The organism is Actinomadura xylanilytica, assembly GCF_030283145.1.
In the GTDB taxonomy this organism is placed as follows: Bacteria; Actinomycetota; Actinomycetes; order Streptosporangiales; family Streptosporangiaceae; genus Spirillospora; species Spirillospora xylanilytica.
On the sequence record NZ_JASNWE010000001.1, the window covers coordinates 1,328,483 to 1,350,426 of the forward strand.

16 protein-coding genes are annotated in these 21,944 nt (G+C 73.7%); 4 read left to right on the plus strand and 12 right to left on the minus strand.

Translation table 11 applies throughout. From position 1 onward, the window contains the following. Nucleotides 1–142: 142 nt before the first annotated feature. Nucleotides 143–3,163 (minus strand): putative bifunctional diguanylate cyclase/phosphodiesterase, encoded by a 3,021-nt coding sequence (locus QP090_RS06220; RefSeq protein ID WP_285937520.1) that lies wholly within the window; start codon nucleotides 3,161–3,163, stop codon nucleotides 143–145. Nucleotides 3,164–3,795: 632 nt separating this feature from the next. Here QP090_RS06220 and QP090_RS06225 point away from each other — a divergent pair. Then, nucleotides 3,796–4,908 (plus strand): PQQ-dependent sugar dehydrogenase, encoded by a 1,113-nt coding sequence (locus tag QP090_RS06225; protein WP_285937521.1) that lies wholly within the window; start codon nucleotides 3,796–3,798, stop codon nucleotides 4,906–4,908. A gap of 23 nt (nucleotides 4,909–4,931) precedes the next feature. Here the strand turns inward: QP090_RS06225 and QP090_RS06230 are convergent, their stop codons facing one another. The 9 genes from QP090_RS06230 to mnmA form a co-directional block, all read right to left on the minus strand. Beyond that, nucleotides 4,932–5,306: a hypothetical protein gene (locus QP090_RS06230; protein ID WP_285937522.1), complete on the minus strand. Its 375-nt coding sequence runs from the start codon at nucleotides 5,304–5,306 to the stop codon at nucleotides 4,932–4,934. Between the two features lie 73 nt (nucleotides 5,307–5,379). After that, nucleotides 5,380–6,864: an Asp-tRNA(Asn)/Glu-tRNA(Gln) amidotransferase subunit GatB gene (gene gatB / locus QP090_RS06235; RefSeq protein ID WP_285938591.1), complete on the minus strand. Its 1,485-nt coding sequence runs from the start codon at nucleotides 6,862–6,864 to the stop codon at nucleotides 5,380–5,382. Between the two features lie 14 nt (nucleotides 6,865–6,878). Next, nucleotides 6,879–8,390, minus strand: a complete 1,512-nt coding sequence (gatA, locus tag QP090_RS06240; RefSeq protein WP_285937523.1) for an Asp-tRNA(Asn)/Glu-tRNA(Gln) amidotransferase subunit GatA — start codon at nucleotides 8,388–8,390, stop codon at nucleotides 6,879–6,881. Next, nucleotides 8,390–8,713, minus strand: a complete 324-nt coding sequence (gatC, locus tag QP090_RS06245; protein ID WP_285937524.1) for an Asp-tRNA(Asn)/Glu-tRNA(Gln) amidotransferase subunit GatC — start codon at nucleotides 8,711–8,713, stop codon at nucleotides 8,390–8,392. The genes gatA and gatC overlap by 1 nt, the downstream gene beginning before the upstream one ends. Nucleotides 8,714–8,779: 66 nt before the next feature. After that, nucleotides 8,780–10,879, minus strand: a complete 2,100-nt coding sequence (locus QP090_RS06250) for a putative bifunctional diguanylate cyclase/phosphodiesterase (RefSeq protein ID WP_285937525.1) — start codon at nucleotides 10,877–10,879, stop codon at nucleotides 8,780–8,782. 251 nt (nucleotides 10,880–11,130) lie between these two features. After that, nucleotides 11,131–13,299 (minus strand): NAD-dependent DNA ligase LigA, encoded by a 2,169-nt coding sequence (gene ligA, locus QP090_RS06255; protein WP_285937526.1) that lies wholly within the window; start codon nucleotides 13,297–13,299, stop codon nucleotides 11,131–11,133. A gap of 61 nt (nucleotides 13,300–13,360) precedes the next feature. Continuing rightward, a complete protein-coding gene (locus tag QP090_RS06260) occupies nucleotides 13,361–14,377 on the minus strand; it encodes a methionine synthase (protein ID WP_285937527.1) in 1,017 nt (338 codons plus the stop codon). Between the two features lie 34 nt (nucleotides 14,378–14,411). Continuing rightward, nucleotides 14,412–15,230 (minus strand): LLM class F420-dependent oxidoreductase, encoded by an 819-nt coding sequence (locus QP090_RS06265; protein ID WP_285937528.1) that lies wholly within the window; start codon nucleotides 15,228–15,230, stop codon nucleotides 14,412–14,414. A gap of 85 nt (nucleotides 15,231–15,315) precedes the next feature. Beyond that, nucleotides 15,316–16,392: a tRNA 2-thiouridine(34) synthase MnmA gene (mnmA, locus tag QP090_RS06270; protein WP_285937529.1), complete on the minus strand. Its 1,077-nt coding sequence runs from the start codon at nucleotides 16,390–16,392 to the stop codon at nucleotides 15,316–15,318. Between the two features lie 63 nt (nucleotides 16,393–16,455). Here mnmA and QP090_RS06275 point away from each other — a divergent pair, with 63 nt between their 5' ends. Beyond that, the gene (locus QP090_RS06275; RefSeq protein ID WP_285937530.1) at nucleotides 16,456–17,661 is read left to right on the plus strand and encodes a DUF695 domain-containing protein; all 1,206 of its coding nucleotides are present in this window, start codon (nucleotides 16,456–16,458) and stop codon (nucleotides 17,659–17,661) included. Here the strand turns inward: QP090_RS06275 and QP090_RS06280 are convergent. Continuing rightward, entirely contained in the window at nucleotides 17,649–18,503 is an 855-nt protein-coding gene (locus QP090_RS06280) for a DUF1206 domain-containing protein (protein WP_285937531.1), read from the minus strand. The genes QP090_RS06275 and QP090_RS06280 overlap by 13 nt on opposite strands. A gap of 106 nt (nucleotides 18,504–18,609) precedes the next feature. Then, on the minus strand, nucleotides 18,610–19,791 hold the full coding sequence (locus QP090_RS06285; RefSeq protein WP_285938592.1) for a cysteine desulfurase family protein: 1,182 nt from the start codon (nucleotides 19,789–19,791) through the stop codon (nucleotides 18,610–18,612). Nucleotides 19,792–19,919: 128 nt separating this feature from the next. On the opposite strand from QP090_RS06285, the gene QP090_RS06290 reads away from it, so the two are divergent. Both QP090_RS06290 and QP090_RS06295 read left to right on the plus strand, forming a co-directional pair. Then, nucleotides 19,920–20,441 (plus strand): TetR/AcrR family transcriptional regulator, encoded by a 522-nt coding sequence (locus QP090_RS06290; RefSeq protein WP_285937533.1) that lies wholly within the window; start codon nucleotides 19,920–19,922, stop codon nucleotides 20,439–20,441. A gap of 184 nt (nucleotides 20,442–20,625) precedes the next feature. Next, nucleotides 20,626–21,909 (plus strand): MFS transporter, encoded by a 1,284-nt coding sequence (locus QP090_RS06295; protein ID WP_285937534.1) that lies wholly within the window; start codon nucleotides 20,626–20,628, stop codon nucleotides 21,907–21,909. Nucleotides 21,910–21,944: the final 35 nt, after the last annotated feature.

Genomic DNA, 21,944 nt, shown 5'->3' on the forward strand with positions numbered 1-21,944 from the left:
CGCGCAGGACGAAAAGCTTGATCAGCCTGCGCGCCGACCAAGTACTACGAGGATGATGGAACTGTTCTGCACGAGCCCCACTTTCGCCGACTTCAGGCCGCCGGTCAAATCCTTGGACAGTCTATCTCATCATCCGAGACGGCTAGAGCACGTCGACCGGGGGCAGCGCGGCGTCCTGGAGCGGCAGCCCGACCTCACCCGGCAGCCCCTGGGCCTTGAGGTTCGTCCGCACCAGCGACTCGACCCGGCCCGCCGCCATCGGCCGCGCCACCAGAAAACCCTGACCGCGCGGGCAGTCCATCGCGCGCAGCAGTTCGAGCTGCTCGGGCCGCTCGATGCCCTCGGCCACCACGGTCAGCCCGAGGTCGCGGCCCAGCCGGACGATGGTGCGGGTGAGCAGGGTCAGCGTCTCGTCGGAGCCGAGCCCCGCCACGAACGACGGATCGATCTTGATGATGTCGACCGGGAGCTGCCCCAGGTAGGCCAGCGAGGCGTAGCCGGTGCCGAAGTCGTCGATGGCGAGCCGGACGCCGAGGTCGCGCAGCGCCGACAGCCGGGCCACGTTCTGCCCCGCGTCCTCGACCAGCACCTCCTCCCGCACCTCCAGGGTGAGGGCCTGCGGCGGCAGCCCGGTGTCGGCCAGCGCCGCCGCGACCGACTCGACGAACCGCGGCGCGGCGATCTGCCGCGCGGTGAAGTTGACCGACAGGCCGACGTCCCAGGAGTCGCCGCGCCAACGCGCCACCTCGCGGCACGCCTCGCGCAGCACCCAGTCGCCGAGCGGGGTCATCAGGCCCGACTCCTCGGCGGGCCCGATGAACTCCTCGGGCGGCACCGCCTCGTTGCCCCGCCACCAGCGCAGCAGCGCCTCGACCCCGGTGACCCGGGAGGTCGCCAGCTCGACCACCGGCTGGAACTCCACCGAGAACTGGTCCTCGGCGAGCGCCCGCTGGAGATCGCTGCCGAGTTCGAGGCGGCGGACGACGTCGGCGTGCATGTGCGGGGCGAAGACCTCGACCCGCCCGCCGCCGAGCTCCTTGGCGCGAGCCATCGCCAGGTCGCCGTTGCGGATCAGGTCGGCGGCGCTGCGCCGCAGCCTGCGGCCCGCCTCGGGGCCGGTGCCCGGCAGGGGCGGCGCCCCCCGGGACGGCTGCTCGTCCTCGACGAAGGCGATGCCGACGCTGGCGGTGAGCACGATGCCCTTGGTGCCCACCCGGTAGGGGTCGGCCGAAAGGATGCGCAGGAGCCGTTCGGCCAGCTCCACCGCCGCCCGCGTCTCGCCGCCCTGGCCGCGCCCGCCGCCGGGGCCGTCGCCCTGGCCGCGGGCCGATCCGCCCGGGGCGTCCGCCGGGAGCTGGACCAGCACGGCGAACTCGTCGCCGCCCCACCGGGCCACGGTCCCGTCGGCCTGCACGGTGGCGCGCAGCCGCCGCGCGGCCTGCGCCAGCACCTGGTCGCCGGCGGCGTGCCCGGCCGAGTCGTTGACGGCGGTGAAGCCGTCGAGGTCGACGAAGACCACCGCGACCTTGCCGCCGCACCGCTGCCGGGACAGCACCTCGCGGGTGCGCTCCTCGAAGTAGGCCCGGTTGGGCAGGCCGGTGAGCCCGTCGTGGAAGGTCAGATGCGCGACCTGGCGCTGGAGCGCGGCCTGCTCGCTGAGGTCGCGGGTGGTGATCAGCAGCCGGCCGGGCGCCTCGCCGATGCCGCTGTAGCGCGAGACCGTCGACTCGGTGGGCAGCCAGGTGCCGTCTGCGGCCCGGACCCTGAAGGAGACCCTGAGCGTGCCGGGCACCGCGTCCTCGTCCTCGGCCGCGATCCCGGTCTCGTCGGCCTCCAGGAAGCACCTGAAGACCTCCTGGACGCGCGGCAGGTCCTCGGGGTGGACGATCTCGACGAGGGGACGCCCGAGGATCTCCTCGGGCTCGTACCGGTAGGTCCGCAGCGCGCCCGCGCTGGCGTACTGGACCGACCCGTCGAGGCCGCAGATCAGCACCGCGTCGTTGATGCTCTCCGACAGGGCCCGGAAGTGGTCCTCGCCAGTGTCGACGGCCCGGCGCAGCGCGTCGTTCTCGCGCAGCAGGCCCGCCAGCCGCGCCAGCAGCACCAGCGCGGCCGTGCCCGCGACGAACGACACGACGGGTTCGAGCCCGTTCGACCCGGTCAGCGAGTGCCCCGCGACGAACAGCGCGGCGGCGGCGGCGATCGCCGCCGGGGCGATGCCCGGCCCGATCATCCGGCCGCACTCCTCGTCGCCGTCGCCGTCGGCGGGCCCCGGGTCGGCGCCGTAGGGCACGGCCGCCGGGACCTTGGCCGCGCGCGGCGGCGGGCCGGTCCACGGCACCAGGACCAGCAGCAGCAGCCCGGCCAGGCGCAGGATGTCGGCCGGGTCGTCGGCCGGGACGCCGCCGCGCACCCGGACGACCGTGGTGACGATGTCGGCGAGCGCGAACGCCGCCAGCGCCCCGTACCCCATCCAGGCCGTGCGGCGGTGCCCGCGCGCCGCGCCGAGGACGAACGGCAGCGCGCCGCACACCAGGACGATGTCGATCAGCGGGTACAGCAGTTCGAGGAAGAACTCCGAGGACGACTCGCCCGACCGGTGGTAGGCGACGCCGAACAGCGCGACCCAGCCGAGCACGAACAGCGCGCAGGCGAAGACGTAGGTGTCGGCCGCGTAGCGCACCCAGACGCGGACGTCGCGGGGCAGCCGGATCGGCACCACGAGCCCGGTGACCAGCGCGGCCACGGCGGCGAGGTAGAACAGGTCGGTGACCGACAGGGACAGGGCGCTGCGGCTCACCGAGTCGGCGAACGCGCTGCCGACCGCGCCCACGAACCAGCAGGCCGCGGCGATGCCGTACCAGCGCCAGGACGCCCGCCAGAGCGTCCCCGGGCCGCCGCCGCCCGCTCCTCCCGCACCGCCCGCACCACCGCCGGTAGCGGCAGCGGAGGGGGCGGGGTCGGGCGCCGGGACGCGGGGCCTGCGCGAGGACACCAGCAGGGAGACCGCCGCCGCCGCGGCGGCGCCCGCCTCGGACCAGGCCAGGAAGGCCGTGCCGCCCCAGCCGAGCAGCGAACCGAGGGCGTAGAGCACGCCGACGACCGCGACCATGCCGACGGGCACCGCCCGCGGCGGCAACCGCCTGGCGTTCTCGCCGCTCATCGCGCCGTGTCCCTTCCAGCTCGCTCGGAGCGCTCGGCCTCCCGCAGGCGCCGCGCCGCGCCTGACGGGGGGAGGTGTGTCCAGGAACCACTCCGGCCGACCGGATAACGGCCGGAGGATGTCAGATCGTGCCCCGCCCAGGGTCGGCGCGGGACCGGCGGCGTGCGCGTCGGCTGCGCCGGCCGGGGATCAGCAACGTCGCTGTGCGGGATCACCGTGACAGTCAATGTACGTTCCGTAGGTCACGGAGCGATTGAGGCTGGGCGTCCTCCCGGCGACAAACCTCCTCGTGAGGCGCCGACCACGACTGGGTCGCGCGGGTACGTCACGGTATCGGCCACTTGCCCGGGATAACGCTCCGTGTTCGGAACAGCCGCCGGTCAGGCGTGCGCGCGGCCGGACCCGGCCGTTGTGTCGTACGCCACATCTGTGCCTTGATGGGCATATGCGCCGCACCTCAGCCCCATCCGTCCCCGGAAACCCGCGGCTTCCTCGCACATCTGCGGCGTTCGTCACCCGGCCCATCCACCCCGGGCGTGTCGCCACGCTCCGCAAGCGCCGGACGGTGCGCGGCGGTGGGATCCTGAGGCGGAAGGCCCCCCGCATCCGTGCAACCAACGGGAGCCGTTCTGATGAGAAAGCACCCGATCGCCGTCGTCCTGACCGTTGCGGCCCTGGTGACGGTCTCGGCCTGCTCGTCCAGCGAGGACGGCGGTGGAGGAGGCGGGGGCAGCGGCGGGCCGAGCACTCCGGCCCCGCTGCCCAGCTCCTCCGCGTCCGGGATCGGGGAGCCGCGCACGCTGGCCGACGGCCTGGCGGTGCCATGGTCCATCGCGTTCCTGCCCGGCGGCGACGCGCTCGTCACCGAACGGGACACCGCGCGGCTCGTCCGGGTGACCCCGCAGGGGAAGGTGACGACGGTCGGCAAGGTGCCGGGCGTCGAGCCGTCCGGCGAGGGCGGGCTCCTCGGCGTGGCGGTCTCCCCCGGCTTCACGGCCGACAGGACGGTCTACCTGTACTTCACCGCGGCCGACGACAACCGGGTGGTGCGGTACCGCTACGACGGCGGGCTCGGCTCGCCGAAGCCGATCGTCACCGGCATCCCCAAGGGCGCCAACCACAACGGCGGCCGTCTGGCGTTCGGCCCCGACAAGCTGCTCTACGTCTCCACCGGAGAGGTCTACAAGCGCGAGCTCGCGCAGGACAAGAACTCCCTCGGCGGCAAGATCCTGCGCGTCACGCCCGACGGACGACCCGCCCCCGGGAACCCCTTCGGCTCCCGCGTCTGGACGTACGGGCACCGCAACGTACAGGGCCTCGCCTGGGACGCCGACGGACAGCTCTTCGCCACCGAGTTCGGGCAGGACCGCTTCGACGAGATCAACCGCATCGAGAAGGGCCACAACTACGGCTGGCCCATCGTCGAGGGCGTCGGCGGCAAGAAGGCGTACACCGATCCGCTGCTGACATGGGCGACGTCCGAGGCGTCCCCCTCCGGGCTCGCCTACGCGGACGGGTCCCTCTGGGCGGCGGGCCTGCGCGGCGAACGCCTCTGGCAGGTGCCCGTCACGGCGGGCGGCAAGGTCGGCGAGCCGATCCCGCACTTCGAGGGCGTGTACGGCCGGCTGCGGGCGGTCGTGCGCGCCCCGGACGGCGCCCTTTGGGTCACCACCAGCAACCGGGACGGCCGGGGCGAGCCCAAAGCGGGGGACGACAGGATCCTGGTCGTCCCCCTCAAGAGGTGAGCGAGGCCGGCGGGCCAGGCGGGTCAGCGGGCCTTCTTCATCCCCGCCTCGCAGGCGTCCATGAACGCCTGCCGGCCGGCCGGGAATTTGCCGCCCTCGTCGATGCCCTGCTGGTAGGACATCGCGCAGAAGTCGACCGGGAGCCCGTCGCCGCCCGACGTGCGGGCCATCTCGGTGGCCATCGCGGCCATCTCGCGGTGCCCGTAGAGCCTGCCGTCCGGATCGATCATGATCACGTCCGCGGCGGGCCGGGCGGACGCGCTCGCCGCGGGCGCCTTGCGCGGGGCGGCCGGGGCGGTGGAGACCGCGGCGGTGCCGCCGGCGCCGCAGGCGGTCATGGTGAGAGAGAGGGCCCCGAACGACGCGGCGGCCGACAACGTTCCGATGATCTTGTTCATTTGGGCACGGACATTAACAGAGCCTGCGGCCCCCCGTTCCCGCGACGGCCCGACGCGGGAACGGGGGCGCGCCTCAGGAGGCGCCGAGCCGCTCCAGGATCAGCTCGCGGGCCCGGCCCGCGTCGGCCTGGCCCCGGGTCGCCTTCATCACCGCGCCGACCAGCGCGCCGGCCGCCGCGACCTTCCCGGCCCGGATCTTGTCAGCGACCGCCGCGTTGTCGGCGATCACCCCGTCGATGATCGAGACCAGCTCACCGTCGTCGCTGACCACCTTGAGCCCGCGCGCCGCGACGACCGCGTCCGGCGTGCCCTCGCCCGCGAGGACGCCCTCGAAGACCTGCCGGGCCAGCTTGTCGTTCAGCTCGCCCGCCTGCACCATCGCCTGGATCCGGGCGACCTGCTCGGGCGTGATCGGCAGCTCGGCCAGCTCGGTGCCCTGCTCGGTGGCGCGGCGGGACAGCTCGTTCATCCACCACTTGCGCGCCGAGCCCGCGTCGGTGCCCGCGGCGATCGTCGCCTCGATCAGCTCGACCGCGCCCGCGTTCACCACGTCGCGCAGCTCCAGGTCGGACAGCCCCCACTCGCCCTGGACGCGGCGGCGGCGCGCGGCGGGCAGTTCGGGCAGCGACCCGCGCAGCTCCTCCACCCACTCCCGCGACGGCGCCATCGGCACCAGGTCGGGCTCGGGGAAGTAGCGGTAGTCCTGCGCCTCCTCCTTGCTGCGCCCGCTGGTGGTGCGGCCGGTGTCCTCGTGGAAGTGCCGGGTCTCCTGGACGATCCGCCCGCCCGCGTCGAGCACGCCCGCCTGCCGCTCGATCTCCGAGCGCACCGACCGCTCGACCGACCGCAGCGAGTTGACGTTCTTGGTCTCGGTGCGGGTGCCCCATTCGGACGCGCCGCGCGGCATCAGCGACACGTTGACGTCGCAGCGCATCGAGCCCTCCTCCATGCGCACGTCCGAGACGCCGAGCGACCGCACCAGCTCGCGCAGCTCCGTCGCGTAGGCCCGCGCGACCAGCGGCGCCTTGTCGCCCGTCGCCGGGATCGGCTTGGTGACGATCTCGACGAGCGGGATGCCGGCCCGGTTGTAGTCGACCAGCGAGTGGTCGGCGCCCTGGATCCGCCCGGTGGCGCCGCCGACGTGCAGCGACTTGCCGGTGTCCTCCTCCATGTGCACGCGCTCGATCTCGACCCGGTAGACGGCCCCGTCGACCTCGACCTCCAGATACCCGTCGACGCACAGCGGCTCGTCGTACTGGGAGATCTGGTAGTCCTTCGGCATGTCCGGGTAGAAGTAGTTCTTCCGGGCGAACCGGCACCACTCCACGATCGAGCAGTTCAGCGCCAGGCCGATCTTGATGATGCCCTCGATCGCCGCGTGGTTGGTCACCGGCAGCGAGCCGGGCAGCCCGAGGCACACCGGGCACACCTGCGTGTTCGGCTCGGCGCCGAACGAGGTCGCGCACCCGCAGAACATCTTGGAGTAGGTGCCGAGCTCGATGTGGGTCTCGATGCCCAGCACCGGCTCGAACCTCGCCAGCGCCTCGTCGTAGGGCATCAGCGTCGGGGTCGTCACTTGGCAGCCTCCAGCTCGTGGGCCTTGGCCAGCAGCGGGCCGCCCCAGCGGTCTTCGAGGGCCCGCTCCACCGCGGCGCCGACCCGGTAGACGCGGTCGTCGGCCAGGACCGGGGCCATGATCTGAAGGCCGACCGGGAGGCCGTCCTCGGCGAGGCCGCACGGCACCGAGATGGCCGCGTTGCCCGACAGGTTGGACGGGATCGTGCACAGGTCGGCCAGGTACATCGCCATCGGGTCGTCGGCGCGCTCGCCGATGGCGAACGCGGTGGTCGGCGTGGTCGGCGAGACCAGCACGTCCACCTGCTCGAACGCGGCGTCGAAGTCGCGCGCGATCAGCGTGCGGACCTGCTGCGCCTTGCCGTAGTAGGCGTCGTAGTAGCCCGAGGACAGCGCGTAAGTGCCGAGCATGATGCGCCGCTTGACCTCGGGGCCGAAGCCCTCGGCGCGGGTGAGCGCCATGACCTCTTCGGCGCTGCGGGTGCCGTCGTCGCCGACCCGCAGCCCGTACCGCATCGCGTCGAAGCGGGCCAGGTTGGACGAGGCCTCCGACGGGGCGATGAGGTAATAGGCGGGCAGCGCGGTGGAGAAGTGCGGGCAGGACACCTCGACGACCTTCGCGCCGAGGGACTCCAGCAGCTCGACCGCCTCGGTGAAGCGCGCCGTCACGCCCTGCTGGTAGCCGTCGCCGCCGAACTCCCTGACCACGCCCACGCGCAGCCCCTCGACATCGGCGCGGCGGGCCGCCTCGACGACCGGCGGGACCGGGCGGTCGATGGAGGTGGAGTCCATCGGGTCGTGCCCGCTGAACGCCTCGTGCAGCAGCGCCGCGTCGCCGACGCTGCGGGCGAACGGGCCCGGGGTGTCGAGCGACGACGCGAACGCGATCACGCCGTAGCGGGACGAGCCGCCGTAGGTCGGCTTCACGCCGACGATCCCGGTGACGGCGGCGGGCTGCCGGATCGAGCCGCCGGTGTCGGTGCCGGTGGACAGCGGCGCCTCATAGGCGGCGACCGCGGCCGACGACCCGCCGGACGACCCGCCCGGGACCCGGCCCAGGTCCCAGGGGTTGCGCGAGACGCCATAGGCGCTGTTCTCGGTGGACGAGCCCATCGCGAACTCGTCCATGTTGGTCTTGCCGAGGATGACCAGCCCGGCCGCGCGTAGCCGGCTGGTGATCGTCGCGTCGTAGGGGGGCCGCCAGCCTTCCAGGATCTTCGATCCCGCGGTGGTCGGCATGTCGGTGGTGGTGAACACGTCCTTGTGCGCGATGGGGACGCCGGCCAGCGGGCCGAGCTCCTCCCCCGCCGCGCGCCGCTCGTCCACCGCGCGCGCCTGCGCCAGCGTCGCCTCGGCGTCGACGTGCAGGAACGCGTGCACCTGCCCGTCGACGGCGGCGATGCGGTCGAGATGGGCCCGCGCGACCTCGACGGCGGACGTCTCACCGCCGGCGATGAGCGCCCCCAGCTCGGCCGCACCCTTGCGAACCAGCTCGGTCGATGTGGTCATCAGGCCTCCTCGTCCAGGATGCGCGGGACGCGGAAGCGTCCGCCCTCGGCGGCCGGGGCGGCGGCGAGGGCCTGCTCCGGGGTGAGGGAGGGACGGATCTCGTCGGCGCGGTAGACGTTGGTCAGCGGCAGGGCGTGCGAGGTCGGCGGGATGTCGTCCGCGGCGACCTCCTGCACCCGCGCGACCGCGGCGATGATCTGATCGAGCTGGGCGGCGAGCCGGCCGAGCTCGTCGTCGCCGAGGGCGAGCCGGGAGAGCCGGGCGAGGTGGGCCGCCTGGTCCCTGGTGATGGCTCCGCCCTGGGCGGCGTGCTCATCAAGCATGTGGAAACCGTTTCTGCGATCGATGGGATTCCCGGCCATCCTATGGGCCCGGCCCCCTCCGTCCGGTCAGGCCGCGGGTTCGGGGGCGCGTTCCATCCGGCGGCGCAGCCAGTCGGTGGCGGTGGCCGCGTCCATGGGACGGCCGAAGTGCCATCCCTGCGCGGCGTCGCAGCCCATCTCGCGCAGCAGCCGGGCGGTCTGCGGGTCCTCCACGCCCTCGGCGACCGAGCGCAGCCCGAGCGTGCGGACCAGGTCGACGATGGAGCGGATGATCACCGCGTCGTCGGCGGACTCGGCCAGCCGCCGGACGAAGGAGGAGTCGATCTTGATCTCCTCGACCGGCATCCGCTTGAGCCGCACCAGCGAGGAGTAGCCGGTGCCGAAGTCGTCGAGGCTGAGCGGGATGCCGAGCTCGGCCAGCGCGCCGACGGTGTCCGAGGCGTAGGCCGGCTCGTTCATCAGGATCCGCTCGGTGATCTCCAGCTGGAGCGCGGCGGCGGGCAGGCCGCGGGAGAGCAGGCCCGCTTCGATGACCTCGGGCAGGCCGGTGTCGAGCAGGTCGCGGCCGGAGGCGTTCACCGCGACCTGGACGGTCAGGTCGTCGCGCCACCAGGCGGCGGCCTGGGAGAGCGCGGCGTCGACCACATGGTGCGTGATCGACCGCATCAGATGGGTCTGCTCGGCGACCGACAGGAACGCGGCGGGTTCGAGCAGGCCCTTGTCGGGGTGCCGCCAGCGCAGCAGCGCCTCCATCCCGACGAGCTGGCCGTCGTGCAGGGAGACCTTGGGCTGGTAGAACAGCTCCAGCTCGCCGCGGTCGACGGCGCGGCGCAGGTCGCCGAGCATGCTGAGCCTCGCCGGGGAGTTGCGGTCGCGGCCGGGCGAGTAGACCTCGACGCCGGTGCGGGCCTCCTTGGCGTTGTACATCGCGACGTCGGCGCGCTGGAGGAGCAGCTCGAAGTCGGGCGCGTGGTCGGGGAACAGCGCGATGCCGACGCTGCCCTCCAGGTCGAACGACATGCCGTCCAGCCGCACCGGCTCGCTGAGCGCGGCGCGGAGCCGGGCCGCGATCTCGCGGGCGGCGGCCTCGTCGCGGACGGTGGGGAGCAGCACCGCGAACTCGTCGCCGCCGAGCCGGGCCACCAGGTCGCCGGGGCGGATGCTGTGGGTGAGCCGGTGCGCGACGAGCTGGAGCAGCCGGTCGCCGGTGGGGTGCCCGAGCGTGTCGTTGACCTCTTTGAACCGGTCGAGGTCGAGCAGGAACAGCCCGGCGCGCTGGTGCGGGCCGTCGGCCGTCCGCCGGCGGCGGGACGAGCCGAGGCCGCCCCGGCCGCCGGGCCGGCGCAGCTCGTTCAGCGCCTCCTCGGTCCGCATGATCAGCAGCTTGCGGTTGGGCAGCCCGGTCAGCCCGTCGTGCAGCGCCTGGTGCTCGCGCCGGACCGAGACCGAGGCGTTGAGGTAGACCGCGATGAACGGCAGCACGATCAGCGGGACGAACAGCGCGGACCGATCCATCGCGACGACCATCAGCGGCGCCAGCCCGAGCAGCGCCAGGTGCACCAGGACCTGGTAGGCGATGTCCCAGCGCAGCGCCTTGACCAGCGAGACGCGCTCGTGCAGCGCGACGGCGGCGCCGACGAGGGTGTCGTTGCACAGGAAGTAGACGGTGCCGGCCAGTGCGATGGCGGGCAGGTCGGGCCCGCCGGGCACCCACAGCTCGGTGGGCGTGGCCCGGTCGCCGAACAGCGCGAGCACGAGCTGGGCGGCGGCGAGGCTCAGCGTGTACTGCGCGGTGTTGAACGCGATGCGGTGCGGGGTCCGGCCGCGGAAGATCCCGCAGGTGATCACGGCGATCGCCTGGAGCAGCGCGGCGATCGGCAGCCCGGCGTACAGGAGCGCGGCGAACGAGAACGTGGTGGAGGTGGTCGCACCGTTGTTCTCGGTCGAGCCCGGCGTGATGATCGGGCGCAGCTCGCCGAACACGATGAAGCAGCCCAGGATCCAGAACACCGGATTGCCGAGCAGCGCGTCCACGTCGGGGCCGGTCAGCTCGGCGAGCGCGGCGGCACTGGACAGCGCGCCGAGCACGATGACGGCGGAGATGTAGATCCACAACGGAGAACCCCGGCGCGGCGCCGTGTTCCGCGTGTTGTTCGGGTCCTTCATCACATCCTCGGGGGGTTCGGGGGGCCGTCCCCCGGTGCCGGCCGGTCCGCGTGGCTGGGGCGCCTCGCGCGGTGCGGCCGGTGGTTCAGGTGGGTCGTGATGACTGGGAGGGTACGGCCTCCGCTCAACTTCGCGAAACCGGTCGCGTACGTTCCGTTATGCTCATTTTCTGACAGAGTACTACCCGTGGGTAGTTGTGAAGTACCGTTCAGTAACTAATTCCTGGTGAGCAACCCTACGACCACGGGCGGTTATCCGTCCCCGCGCTGGGTTACGTTTTTGGCCGAATCTGGCCCATCGGACAGCAGGATTCGGAACCCGGCCTCGTCCAGGAGCGGAACGCCCAGCTTGACGGCTTTGTCGTATTTCGACCCGGGGCTGTCGCCCGCGACGACGAAGCCCGTTTTCTTCGACACCGACCCGGAGACCTTCCCGCCGAGCCGCTGCACCGCCTCGGTCGCCGAGTCGCGGCTGAACCCCTCCAGCGACCCGGTGATCACCACGCTGACGCCGTCGAGCGGGCGCGGCCCGGCCTCGCCCTCGTCGCGCATCCGCACCCCGGCGGCCCGCCACTTGTCGACGATCTCGCGATGCCAGTCGACCTCGAACCACGCCCGCACGGTGGCCGCGATGGTCGGCCCCACCCCGTCGACCGCCGCCAGCTCCTCCTCGGTCGCGCTCGCGATCGCGTCGAGGGAGCGCAGCTCGCGCGCGAGGTCCTGGGCGGCCGACGGCCCCACGTGCCGGATCGACAGCGCGACCAGCACCCGCCACAGCGGCTGCGCCTTGGCCTTCTCCAGCTCCTCGAAGAGCGTGCCGACGGTCTTCTTCGGCTCGCCCTCCTTGTTGGCGAAGAACGTGACGACCTTGGGGTCGCCGGTCTTGGGGTCGGTGCGGGGCGTGCCGGTGTCGGGGTCGAGCACCAGGCTCTTGATCGGCAGCAGCCGGTCGACGCTCAGGTGGAACAGGTCGCCCTCGTTCTTCACCGGCGGATCGCTCGGCTCCAGCGGCTGGGTCAGCGCGGTCGCCGCGACGTAGCCGAGCGCCTCGATGTCGAGCGCCTTGCGGCTCGCCAGGAAGAACAGCCGCTCGCGAAGCTGCCCCGGGCAGAACCGCGCGTTGGGGCAGCGGATGTCGGCGTCGCCCTCCTTCTCGTAGGCCAGTTCGGTGCCGCACTCGGGACAGCGCGCCGGCATCTCGAACTCGCGCTCGGACCCGTCGCGCAGCCCGGTCACCGGCGCGACGATCTCGGGGATCACATCGCCCGCCTTGCGCAGCACCACGGTGTCGCCGATCAGCACCCCCTTGCGCCTGACCTCGCTCGCGTTGTGCAGGGTGGCGCGCTCGACGGTGGAACCGGCGACCTTGACCGGCTCCATCACGCCGTACGGGGTGACGCGCCCGGTGCGGCCCACGCCCACCTTGATGTCGAGCAGCCTGGTGTTGACCTCTTCGGGCGGGTACTTCCAGGCGATCGCCCAGCGCGGGGCGCGCGAGGTCGACCCCAGCCTGCGCTGCAACGCGAACTGGTCGACCTTGACGACCACGCCGTCCATCTCATAGGCCGTCTCGTGCCGGTGCTCGCCGCAGTAGGCGATGTAGTCGCGCACCGCGTCGAGGCCGTCGACGACCTTGTAGCGGTCGCTGACCGGCAGGCCCCAGCCGCGCATCAGCTCGTACGCCCCGGACTGGCCGTCCGGCTGCGCACCGCCCCGCCACGCGCCGAACCCGTGCACCAGCATGCCGAGCGGGCGGCGGGCGGTGACCCGCGGATCCTTCTGCCGCAGCGACCCCGCGGCGGCGTTGCGCGGGTTGGCGAACGGCTCCTTGCCGGCCTCAACCAGCCCCACGTTGACCTGCTCGAACCCCTCGACCGGCAGGAACACCTCGCCGCGGACCTCCAGCACCTCGGGCCAGCCCGCCCCCTCCAGCCGGGACGGGACGGCGCCGATCGTGCGGACGTTGAGCGTGACGTCCTCACCCGTCCGCCCGTCGCCCCGGGTGACCGCGCGGACCAGCCGGCCGCCCTCGTAGACCAGCGCGATGGCCAGCCCGTCGATCTTCAGCTCGCACAGGTAGCCGGCGACCGTGCCGACCTCCTTGAGGACCCGCTCGTCCCAGGCGACCAGCTCGTCGGCGTTCATCGCGTTGTCGAGGCTCTGCATCCGCTCCAGATGCTCGACGGTCGCGAAGTCGGTGACCAGCGGCGCGCCGACCCGCTGCGTCGGGGAGCCCGGGGTGACCAGCTCGGGATGGTCGTCCTCCAGTGCCTTCAGCTCGCGCATCAGCCGGTCGTAGTCGGCGTCGCTCAGCGTCGGGTCGTCGAGCACGTAGTAGCGGTAGTTGCCCTCGTCGATCTGCTCGGTCAGCTCGCTGTGCCGCCGAGCCGCCTTCACCGGAACGCCTTCGCTCAAGGTCATGGACCCATTCTGGCGTGCGGCACCGACAGGACGGACACCCGCCGCGCCCCAGGTCAGCGGTCTACGGTGCGGCCTCGAAGAGCATCCGGGCGGTGTCGCGGCAGCGCTTCAGGGCCTCCCGGGCATAGCGCGGCGAGGCGCCCGCGAGGCCGCAGGCCGGCGTCATGACGGCCTGCCCGGCCAGCCGCTCGGCGGGGAAGCCGAGCCGCTGCCACAGCGCCCGGACGGGCGCCGCGGTCTGCTGGAGGGACGGGAGCGCGGCGTCGGTCCCCGGCACCACGCCGAGCAGGAGCCCGACCCCGGCGTCGATCGTCTCGCCGATGGCGTCGTCGTCGCGCCGGGGCACCCGGCCCAGGTCGACCGAGATCGCCTTGGCGCCCGCGCCGCGCAGCAGCGCGAACGGGACGCCCGGCGCGCAGCAGTGCACCAGGGGGAACGCGGCGTCGCCCGCGCAGGCGGTGTCGATCACCTGCCGGAGCGCCTCCCCGGCCACCGGCCCCTCGATCGCGCGCAGGCGGGAGAACCCGCTGGCGGTCGGCACCGCGCCGGCCAGCACGGCGGGCAGCGACGGCTCGTCGAGCTGGAGCAGGATCCGCGCCCGCGGCAGCCGCCGCGCGACATCGGCGACATGCCGCGCGACGCCCTCGGCGAGCGAGGCCGTCAGGTCGCGCACCGCGCCCGGGTCGCGGAGGGCCCGGTCGCCGCCGCGCAGCTCGATGGTGGCGGCCAGCGTCCAGGGGCCGGATACCTGGATCTTGAACGGGCCGTCGTGCCCGCCCGCGACCTCCTCCAGGACATCGAGGTCGCGGGCCAGGTGGTCGGTGGACCTGCGGGTGTCCAGGCCCGGCCGGTCGGAGAACCGCCAGCCGGACGGCTCGACCCGCACCGCCAGGTCGACCAGCAGCCCGGCGGTGCGGCCGGTCAGATCGGCGCCGACCCCGCGGGCGGGCAGCTCGGGCAGGTGCGGCAGCTCGGGCAGCTCCCCGAGCACGATCCGCAGTGCCTCGGCCGGGTCCTCGCCGGGAAAGGAGCCCGTCCCGGTCGCAGTCCCTGGTCGCCAGGGGAAGCTCGTCGTCACGCCCGAACTCTACCGACGGCGCCGTCCGCCCGGGTCACAGCAGACCGGCCAGCCGGTCGAGCCGCGCCAGCGTCTGGTCCTCGGGCTCGGTCGGCAGGTTGAACAGGACCTGGTCGGCGCCCGCCGCGTCGAGCTCGGCGACGATCTCGGGCTTCGGCGGCGTGCCGAACACCGTGACCGGGACGCGGTGCCCCGCCCGCCCGCGCAGCTCGGTGATCTGCTCCCCCAGCCCGTCGGTGCCCCGGCCGAAGATCGGCATCCAGCCGTCGCCGACCTCCACCACCCGGTCGAAGACGGTCGGCCCCGATCCGCCGATCAGCACCGGCGGGTGCGGGTCCTGCACCGGCTTGGGGAAGGAGAACACCGGGTCGAAGTCGACGAACTCGCCGTGGAACTCGGCCTCGTCCCGGGTCCACAGCTCCTTGATCGCCAGGACGCGCTCGCGCAGCAGCCGCATCCGGGTCCGCGGGTCGGTGCCGTGGTTGCGCATCTCCTCGCGGTTCCAGCCGGCGCCGACGCCGAGGACGGCCCGTCCGCCGGAGACCAGGTCGAGCGAGGCGACCTCCTTGGCCAGCAGGATCGGGTCGCGCTGCACCACCAGCGCGATGCCGGTGCCGACCTGGAGCCGCCGGGTCGCCGCGGCGGCGGCCGTCAGCGCCACGAACGGGTCGAGCGTCCGGTAGTAGAACCGCGGGAGCTCGGCGCCGCCGGGCCACGGCGACTCGCGCTTGACCGGGATGTGCGTGTGCTCGGCCAGGAACAGCGAGCCGAAGCCGCGCTCCTCCAGGGCCCGGCCCAGCGCCGCCGGGCCGATGCCCTCATCGGTCACGAACGTCGATACACCGAACTTCACGGGCCGTCCTCCTCGCTGAGATGGCGTACGGACCATATCTGCGCCCGGAAGGCCGGGATTATTCCCGCCACCGCGCGGCGGGACGTCAGGCGCCGATGCGCGCGGTCTCGGCGATCGTGGCGGAGGCCAGGACGCGGTCGCCCTCGTACAGGACGGCGGCCTGCCCCGGCGCGACGCCGCGGGCGGCGGTGGCCAGCCGGACGCGCAGCCGGTCACCGGCGGGCTCGGCGACGCAGTCGTACACCTCGCCGTGCGCGCGGAGCTGCACCCGGCAGCCGAACGGTCCGGCCTGCGGCTCGCTCAGCCAGACCGGCCGCTCGCCCACCAGCACGTGCACGTCGAGCGACTCGCGCGGCCCGACCATGACGGTGTTGGTCACCGGGGAGATGTCGAGCACATAGCGGGGCCGGCCGTCGGACGCCGGCCGGCCGATCCTGAGGCCCTTGCGCTGCCCGACGGTGTAGGCGTAGGCGCCGTCGTGCTCGCCCAGCTCGTTGCCGTCGGTGTCGACGATGGGGCCGGGCGCCGAGCCGAGCCGGCCGGCCAGGAACCCGCGGGTGTCGCCGTCGGCGATGAAGCAGATGTCGTGGCTGTCGGGCTTGTCGGCGACCTGGAGGCCGCGCCGCTCGGCCTCGGCGCGGATGCCGGCCTTGGTGGTGTCGCCCAGCGGGAACATCGCGTGCGCGAGCTGCTCGGGCGTGCAGACGGCCAGCACGTACGACTGGTCCTTGCCGTCGTCGACGCCGCGGCGCAGCGCCCCGTCCTCGAGGCGCGCGTAGTGGCCGGTGCAGACCGCGTCGAAGCCGAGCGCGCGGGCCCGGTCGAGCAGCGCGGTGAACTTGATCTTCTCGTTGCAGCGCAGGCACGGGTTGGGGGTCCGGCCGGCCGCGTACTCGCTGACGAAGTCCTCGACCACGTCGCGGTGGAACCGCTCGGCGAGGTCCCACACGTAGAAGGGGATGCCGATCGCGTCGGCGGCCCGCCGCGCGTCGCGGGAGTCCTCGAGGGTGCAGCAGCCGCGGGCGCCCGTCCGGTACGACTGGGGGTTGCTGGACAGGGCCATGTGCACGCCGGTGACGTCGTGCCCCGCCTCGGCGGCGCGGGCGGCGGCCACGGCGGAGTCGACGCCGCCGGACATGGCGGCGAGTACGCGCAGAGTCATAGTCCTCCGAGCGTACGCGGCGAAGGCGGAGGGCAGGCAAATCCGCGTACGATGTTCGACGCTATGGGAATCTTCCGACGCCCGCGCGACGCGTCCGCCTCGACGCTGCCCGCGATCACCGAATTCTGGGAGTGGTGGGCCCAGGCCCGCCCGACGATCGAGGCGTCGCTGGCCGCCGGTCCGGGCACGGAGGCGCCCGGCCCCGACCCGTCCGGCGCCGACCCGTCCGGCGCCGACCCCCTCGATCTGGGCTCGCTCGATCTGGGCCCGCTCGACCTGGGTTCGCTCGACCCCGACCGGCCCGGCCCCGGGGCGCCGGGCGAGCTGGACGCTCCCGGCGGGGGGCTGTCCGCCGACGCGGTCGATGAGCTCTCCCGGCGCGTCCACAAGATCCATCCCGAGCTCCAGTGGGAGATCGGCGGCGCCGAAGACCGCGCGCCGACGCTGACCGTGACCGGCGGCGGCGACCCCGAGCTGCGCGGGCTGTCCGAGCGCTGGTTCCGCGCCGCCCCGGCGGGCGCGGCGGCCGGGGGCTGGCGGTTCCACCCGGCGCGGCAGGCCGACCCCGAGATGCTCGCCCAGGACCTGCTGCTCGGCGACCACGAGTTCGACCTGGAGTACGTGCGGCTCGGCATGCGCGCCGACACCGACCGGGCCCGGGTCGACATCGGCGCCTACCACCCCGACTTCCTGTTCGTGGCCGAGGAGCAGCAGCTCCAGGTCGCGATGCACGTGCTCGACTGGGCGCTCGGCGAGGACGACGTGGCCCGCTGGGTCGGCGAGGTCACCATCGCGACCGAGGCGCCGATCGACTCGCTGCCGCCCGCGCTGCTGGCCTCGGTGGTCGAGCAGATCGCCGAGCCGTTCGAGGAGCCCGAGTGGCTGACCGGCGAGGGCCGCACGCCCCGCGGCCACCCGGCGCGGCTGGGCGCCCGGTTCCCGCTGCACCGGCAGGACTACCCGCTGTGCGACCTGCACGTGGCGATCACGGTGCCGTACGCGCACAGCAACCCCGACCGGCTCCCGGTCGAGCCCTCCGCGGGCGCGCTGCGCGCGTTCGAGAAGAAGCTGACCAAGCTGGGCGACAAGGCGGTGCTGGCGGTCCGCGAGACCGGCGACGGCCTGCGGGTGTTCCACCTGTACGCCGACCCCGACTCCGGGGTGATCGGCGATCTCGACCAGCTCGCGGCGGGCTGGTCGGAGGGCAAGGCCAAGGTGGCCTCGACCGCCGACCCCGGGTGGCGCGTCCTGTCGGCCTACCTGCCCTGACGGGCGGGGACGGCCTCGACCTTGCGCCAGCGGGCCTCGCAGAACGAGTAGCCCCCGAACAGCAGCAGCCCGACGGCGACGGCGACCAGCCCCCACCGGCCGGCGGGGGTGCCGGCGAACTGGCGCAGCGTGCCGTCTAGGCCCTTGGCCTTGTCGGGCTGGAACGTGAGCGCGGCGTGGACGAGGAAGCCGCCGACCGCGCCGCCGACGAGCCCGCGCGCGGTGTTGCCCGCGATGCCCAGGGGCTCGACGAGGCGGCGCGCGGTCCGGCCCATCTGGCCGGTCTTGAGGTCCTTGAGGAACGTGCGCCGGAGCGCGTGCCCCAGCACGAACAGCCCCCAGCCGATGAAGGCGGCGCCGATCGCGAACACCAGCCAGCGTCCGCCGGGCTCGGCCATCGCGCGCGCCGTGTACGACCGGGACTGCTCGTCGCTGGACTCGGCGCCCTGGCCGAGCAGGAATCCGAGCGTGCTCGCGAGTCCGGCCGTGTAGACCACGGCGCGTCCGAGCGCGGTCAGCCGTTTGGTCGCTTTGTCGCCGTCCGGGACGGGCTTCCCGTACCTGGCCTCGGAGAACTGCCACAGGGCGAGCCCGGCGAAGCCGAGCGTCATCCCCCAGAGCGCCACGGTTCCACCGGGGGTCTCCACGATGGTTTGCAGGGCGCCCTTCCTGTCGGCCTCCTTGCCGCCGCCGATGCCGAGGCCGATCCGCACGGCGAGCCACCCGACCAGCAGGTAGAGGATTCCCCGGGAGACCAGCCCGCCCCGGGACAGGCGGTGGAACCAGGGGTGCCCGGCGGCCCTGCGGCCGATGCCGCCCTCGCTCGCTACCTTCGTCGTCATCACGCCGCCTCCTTGCGAACGGCGACGCTGTCCCCCGTACGGACGCCTCCAAACTCGGACAAACACCGCAGACGGCGCGGCGTCCCGGCGGGACGGGGGCCTGCGGTCAGGTGAGGCCGGCGCGGCGGGCGCGCTCGACGACCGGGCCGATGGCGTCCGCGAGGGCCTTGACGTCGGCCTCGGTGGAGGTGTGCCCGAGGGTGAAGCGCAGCGATCCGCGCGCGCGGGCCGGATCGGCGCCCATCGCCAGCAGGACGTGGCTCGGCTGGGAGACGCCGGCGGAGCACGCCGAGCCGGTGGAGCAGGCGATCCCGCGCGCGTCGAGCAGCATGAGCAGCGCGTCGCCCTCGCAGCCGGGGAACGAGAAGTGCGCATTGCCGGGCAGGCGGTCCACCGGGTCGCCGTTGAGGATCGCGTCGGGCACCGCCGAGCGGACCGCGTCGACGAGCAGGTCGCGCAACCCCGCGAGACGGCGCGCCTCGACGTCGCGGCGGGCGAGGGTGGCCTGCACCGCCGCGGCGAACCCGGCGATGGCGGGGGTGTCGAGGGTGCCGGAGCGCACGTCGCGCTCCTGCCCGCCACCGTGCAGGACGGGCACCGGGTCGAGGTGGAGCGGCGGCTTGGGCTTGGCGAGCAGCAGCGCGCCGACCCCGAGCGGCCCGCCGAGCTTGTGGCCGCTGAGCGTGAGCGCCTGCGCGCCCGAGGCGGCGAACCGGACCGGGAGCTGGCCCGCCGCCTGGACGGCGTCGGTGTGCAGCGGGATGTCATGCTCGCGCGCGACCGCGGCGAGTTCGGCGACGGGCTGGACGGTGCCGACCTCGTTGTTGGCCCACATCACGGTGACCAAGGCCACATCGGCGCCGCCGCCGGGACCGATCGCCTCGCGGAGCGCCTCGGGCCGGATCCGCCCGTACTCGTCGGACGGGATCCACTCGACCCGGGCGCCCTCGTGGTCGCCGAGCCAGCGCACCGCGTCGAGGACGGCGTGGTGCTCGACCGATCCGGCCAGCACCCGGGTGCGGGACGGGTCGGCGGCGCGGCGGGCCCAGTAGATCCCCTTGACCGCGAGGTTGTCGGCCTCGGTGCCGCCGGAGGTGAAGACCACCTCGCTCGGCCGCGCGCCGTACGCGTCGGCGATGATCTCGCGGGACTCCTCCACCACCCGGCGGGCCCGGCGGCCGACCGTGTGCAGCGAGGACGGATTGCCGAGCCGGCGCAGTTCGGCGGTCATCGCGTCGACGGCCTCGGGCGACATCGGGGTCGTCGCCGCATGGTCCAGGTAGGTCACCACGCGGTCAACATTATCCGCGCGCGCAGTGTTCCCCCTCGGCGGTGCGAGTTCCGCGGAACCGCGGAATACCGGCCGGCGGCCCCGGGTTGGGCTCTATACCGTCCAGCCGGTACAGTAAGGACGCCATGAAGAAGAACGCCCTCCTCGACGCCGCCGAGTCCCTGCTCTTCGAGCACGGGACCCAGGCGCTGACGCTCGCCGCGGTCGCCGACCGCGCGGGCGTGAGCAAGGGCGGGCTGCTCTACCACTTCTCCACCAAGGAAGCCCTGGTCAAGGCGATGGTGGCGCGGGTCATCGAGGAGTTCGACGACCTGATCGCCTCCTTCGACGACGGCTCCCCCGGGTCCTACACCCGCGCCTACGTCGAGGCCACGTTCGAGATCCTCTCCGGCGAGGCCCGCGCCTACCGGCGGTGGTCAGCCATCACGGCCGCGGCCACCGACCCGGAGCTGGCCGAGCCGCTGAACGAGGCGATGCGGTGCTGGCACGGCCGCGATCCGGGCGAGGATCCCGACCCGGTCACCGCGGGCGTCGTCCGGCTGGCCGCCGAGGGCCTGTGGGAAGTGGTGAGCCACGCGCCCGCGCTGTACGGCGAGGAAGAGCTCGGCCGGCTCAAACGGCGGATGCTCGCCCTGCTCGAACGGTAACCGCACCACCCGCCGCACGATCGCACGGACTCCCCCGCCGGGGACGGCTCCCCGGCCTGGAACGGTCCCGATGGTCCGGCCCGCCAGAACCCCTGAGACATCGCACACACCGATGCCGCGCGCGACCGCGCGGCGTCCCCCCGCAGCGGGGCCGCGCCCCGCCGAGTCGAGAATGAGGTGAACCATGCTGTTCCGCGCCCGTCTGGGAACGTTCCTGACCTTCGCGCTGGCCGGACTGCTCACCGGCGTGTGGGTGGCCCGCATGCCCGCGCTGGCCGGAAAGTTCGGGACCAGCGAGAGCGAGATCGGCATCGTCGTCCTCATCTGGGGACTCGGCGCGATCGTGGCCATGCAGGGGCTGCGCGCCGTGATCGCGCGGGCCGGGAGCCGGGCCGTACTGCGCGTCGCGCTGCCGCTGACCGCGCTGTCCTACGTCGGGGTCGCGCTCGCCCCGACGTACGGGCTGCTGCTGGCGGCGGTGGCGGTGTTCGGCATGACGTTCGGGATCACCGACATCGCGATGAACGCGCAGGGCAGTGTGGTCGAGCAGGCGTACCGCCGGTCGATCATGAGCGGGATGCACGCCGGCTGGTGCGTCGGCGCGATGACCGGCGGGCTGTTCGGCGTGGTGACCGCGGCCGTCGGGCTGGGCTTCACCGAGACCGTGCTGATCGCCGCGATCCTGGTGCTGCCGGTCGGGCTGGCGCTCGGCCGCACCTACCTGACCGACCCGGCCGCCCCGGCCGAGGCCGGAACCGGCCGCAGGGCCCGCAGGCTGCCGGTGGCGGTCTACCTGATCGGCGTGCTGGCGTTCATCGCCTTCATGACCGAGGGCTCGATCGCCGACTGGAGCGGGCTGCTGCTGCACGACGAGCTCGGCGCGTCCCAGGCGGTCGCCGCGTTCGGCTACCCGATGTTCGAGCTGGCCATGCTGTTCGGGCGGCTGGTCGGGGACCGGGTCCGGATGCGGCTCGGCACCCGGCGGATGCTGACCGGCGCGGGCATCGGCACCGCGCTCGGCATGACCGTCGTCGTGCTCGCGCCGAGCGCGCCGGTCGCCATCGCCGGGTTCTTCCTGACCGGGCTGGTGGTCTGCACCGTGGTGCCGACCACGATCTCGCTGGCCGGGACGGCCGCCCCCGGACGGCCCGCCGCCGCGGTCGCGCAGGTCGGCGCGATGGGCTACGGCGGCCTGCTGCTCGGCCCCGTGGTGGTCGGCTTCCTGGGGGACGCCACGTCGCTGCGGGTCGGGGTCGGCGTGGTCGTTGTCCTCGCCCTGATGATCGCGGTGGGCGCTCGGTACGTCCCGCTCGGCGCGAGCGAGATCGGCGCCGCCGGTCCGGCCGGCGACCCGGCCGGCGACCCGGCCGTCCACGCGCCGGAGGGGGCGGTGGCGGCCGGCGGGGCCGCCGTTCCCGCCGGGTCCCCGGCCCCCGGAGAACCTCGCACCGAGCCCGTCGCGGCCTGAGCCGATCCGGTATAACGCCCTCTGACGTTGTCGCG

Coding starts and splice junctions, on each gene's coding strand:
- QP090_RS06220 (WP_285937520.1), bottom strand. CDS start 3,163: ATGAGCGGCGAGAACGCCAGGCGGTTGCCGCCGCGGGCGGTGCCCGTC.
- QP090_RS06225 (WP_285937521.1), top strand. CDS start 3,796: ATGAGAAAGCACCCGATCGCCGTCGTCCTGACCGTTGCGGCCCTGGTG.
- QP090_RS06230 (WP_285937522.1), bottom strand. CDS start 5,306: ATGAACAAGATCATCGGAACGTTGTCGGCCGCCGCGTCGTTCGGGGCC.
- gatB (WP_285938591.1), bottom strand. CDS start 6,864: ATGCCCTACGACGAGGCGCTGGCGAGGTTCGAGCCGGTGCTGGGCATC.
- gatA (WP_285937523.1), bottom strand. CDS start 8,390: ATGACCACATCGACCGAGCTGGTTCGCAAGGGTGCGGCCGAGCTGGGG.
- gatC (WP_285937524.1), bottom strand. CDS start 8,713: ATGCTTGATGAGCACGCCGCCCAGGGCGGAGCCATCACCAGGGACCAG.
- QP090_RS06250 (WP_285937525.1), bottom strand. CDS start 10,879: ATGAAGGACCCGAACAACACGCGGAACACGGCGCCGCGCCGGGGTTCT.
- ligA (WP_285937526.1), bottom strand. CDS start 13,299: ATGACCTTGAGCGAAGGCGTTCCGGTGAAGGCGGCTCGGCGGCACAGC.
- mnmA (WP_285937529.1), bottom strand. CDS start 16,392: ATGACTCTGCGCGTACTCGCCGCCATGTCCGGCGGCGTCGACTCCGCC.
- QP090_RS06275 (WP_285937530.1), top strand. CDS start 16,456: ATGGGAATCTTCCGACGCCCGCGCGACGCGTCCGCCTCGACGCTGCCC.
- QP090_RS06280 (WP_285937531.1), bottom strand. CDS start 18,503: ATGACGACGAAGGTAGCGAGCGAGGGCGGCATCGGCCGCAGGGCCGCC.
- QP090_RS06290 (WP_285937533.1), top strand. CDS start 19,920: ATGAAGAAGAACGCCCTCCTCGACGCCGCCGAGTCCCTGCTCTTCGAG.
- QP090_RS06295 (WP_285937534.1), top strand. CDS start 20,626: ATGCTGTTCCGCGCCCGTCTGGGAACGTTCCTGACCTTCGCGCTGGCC.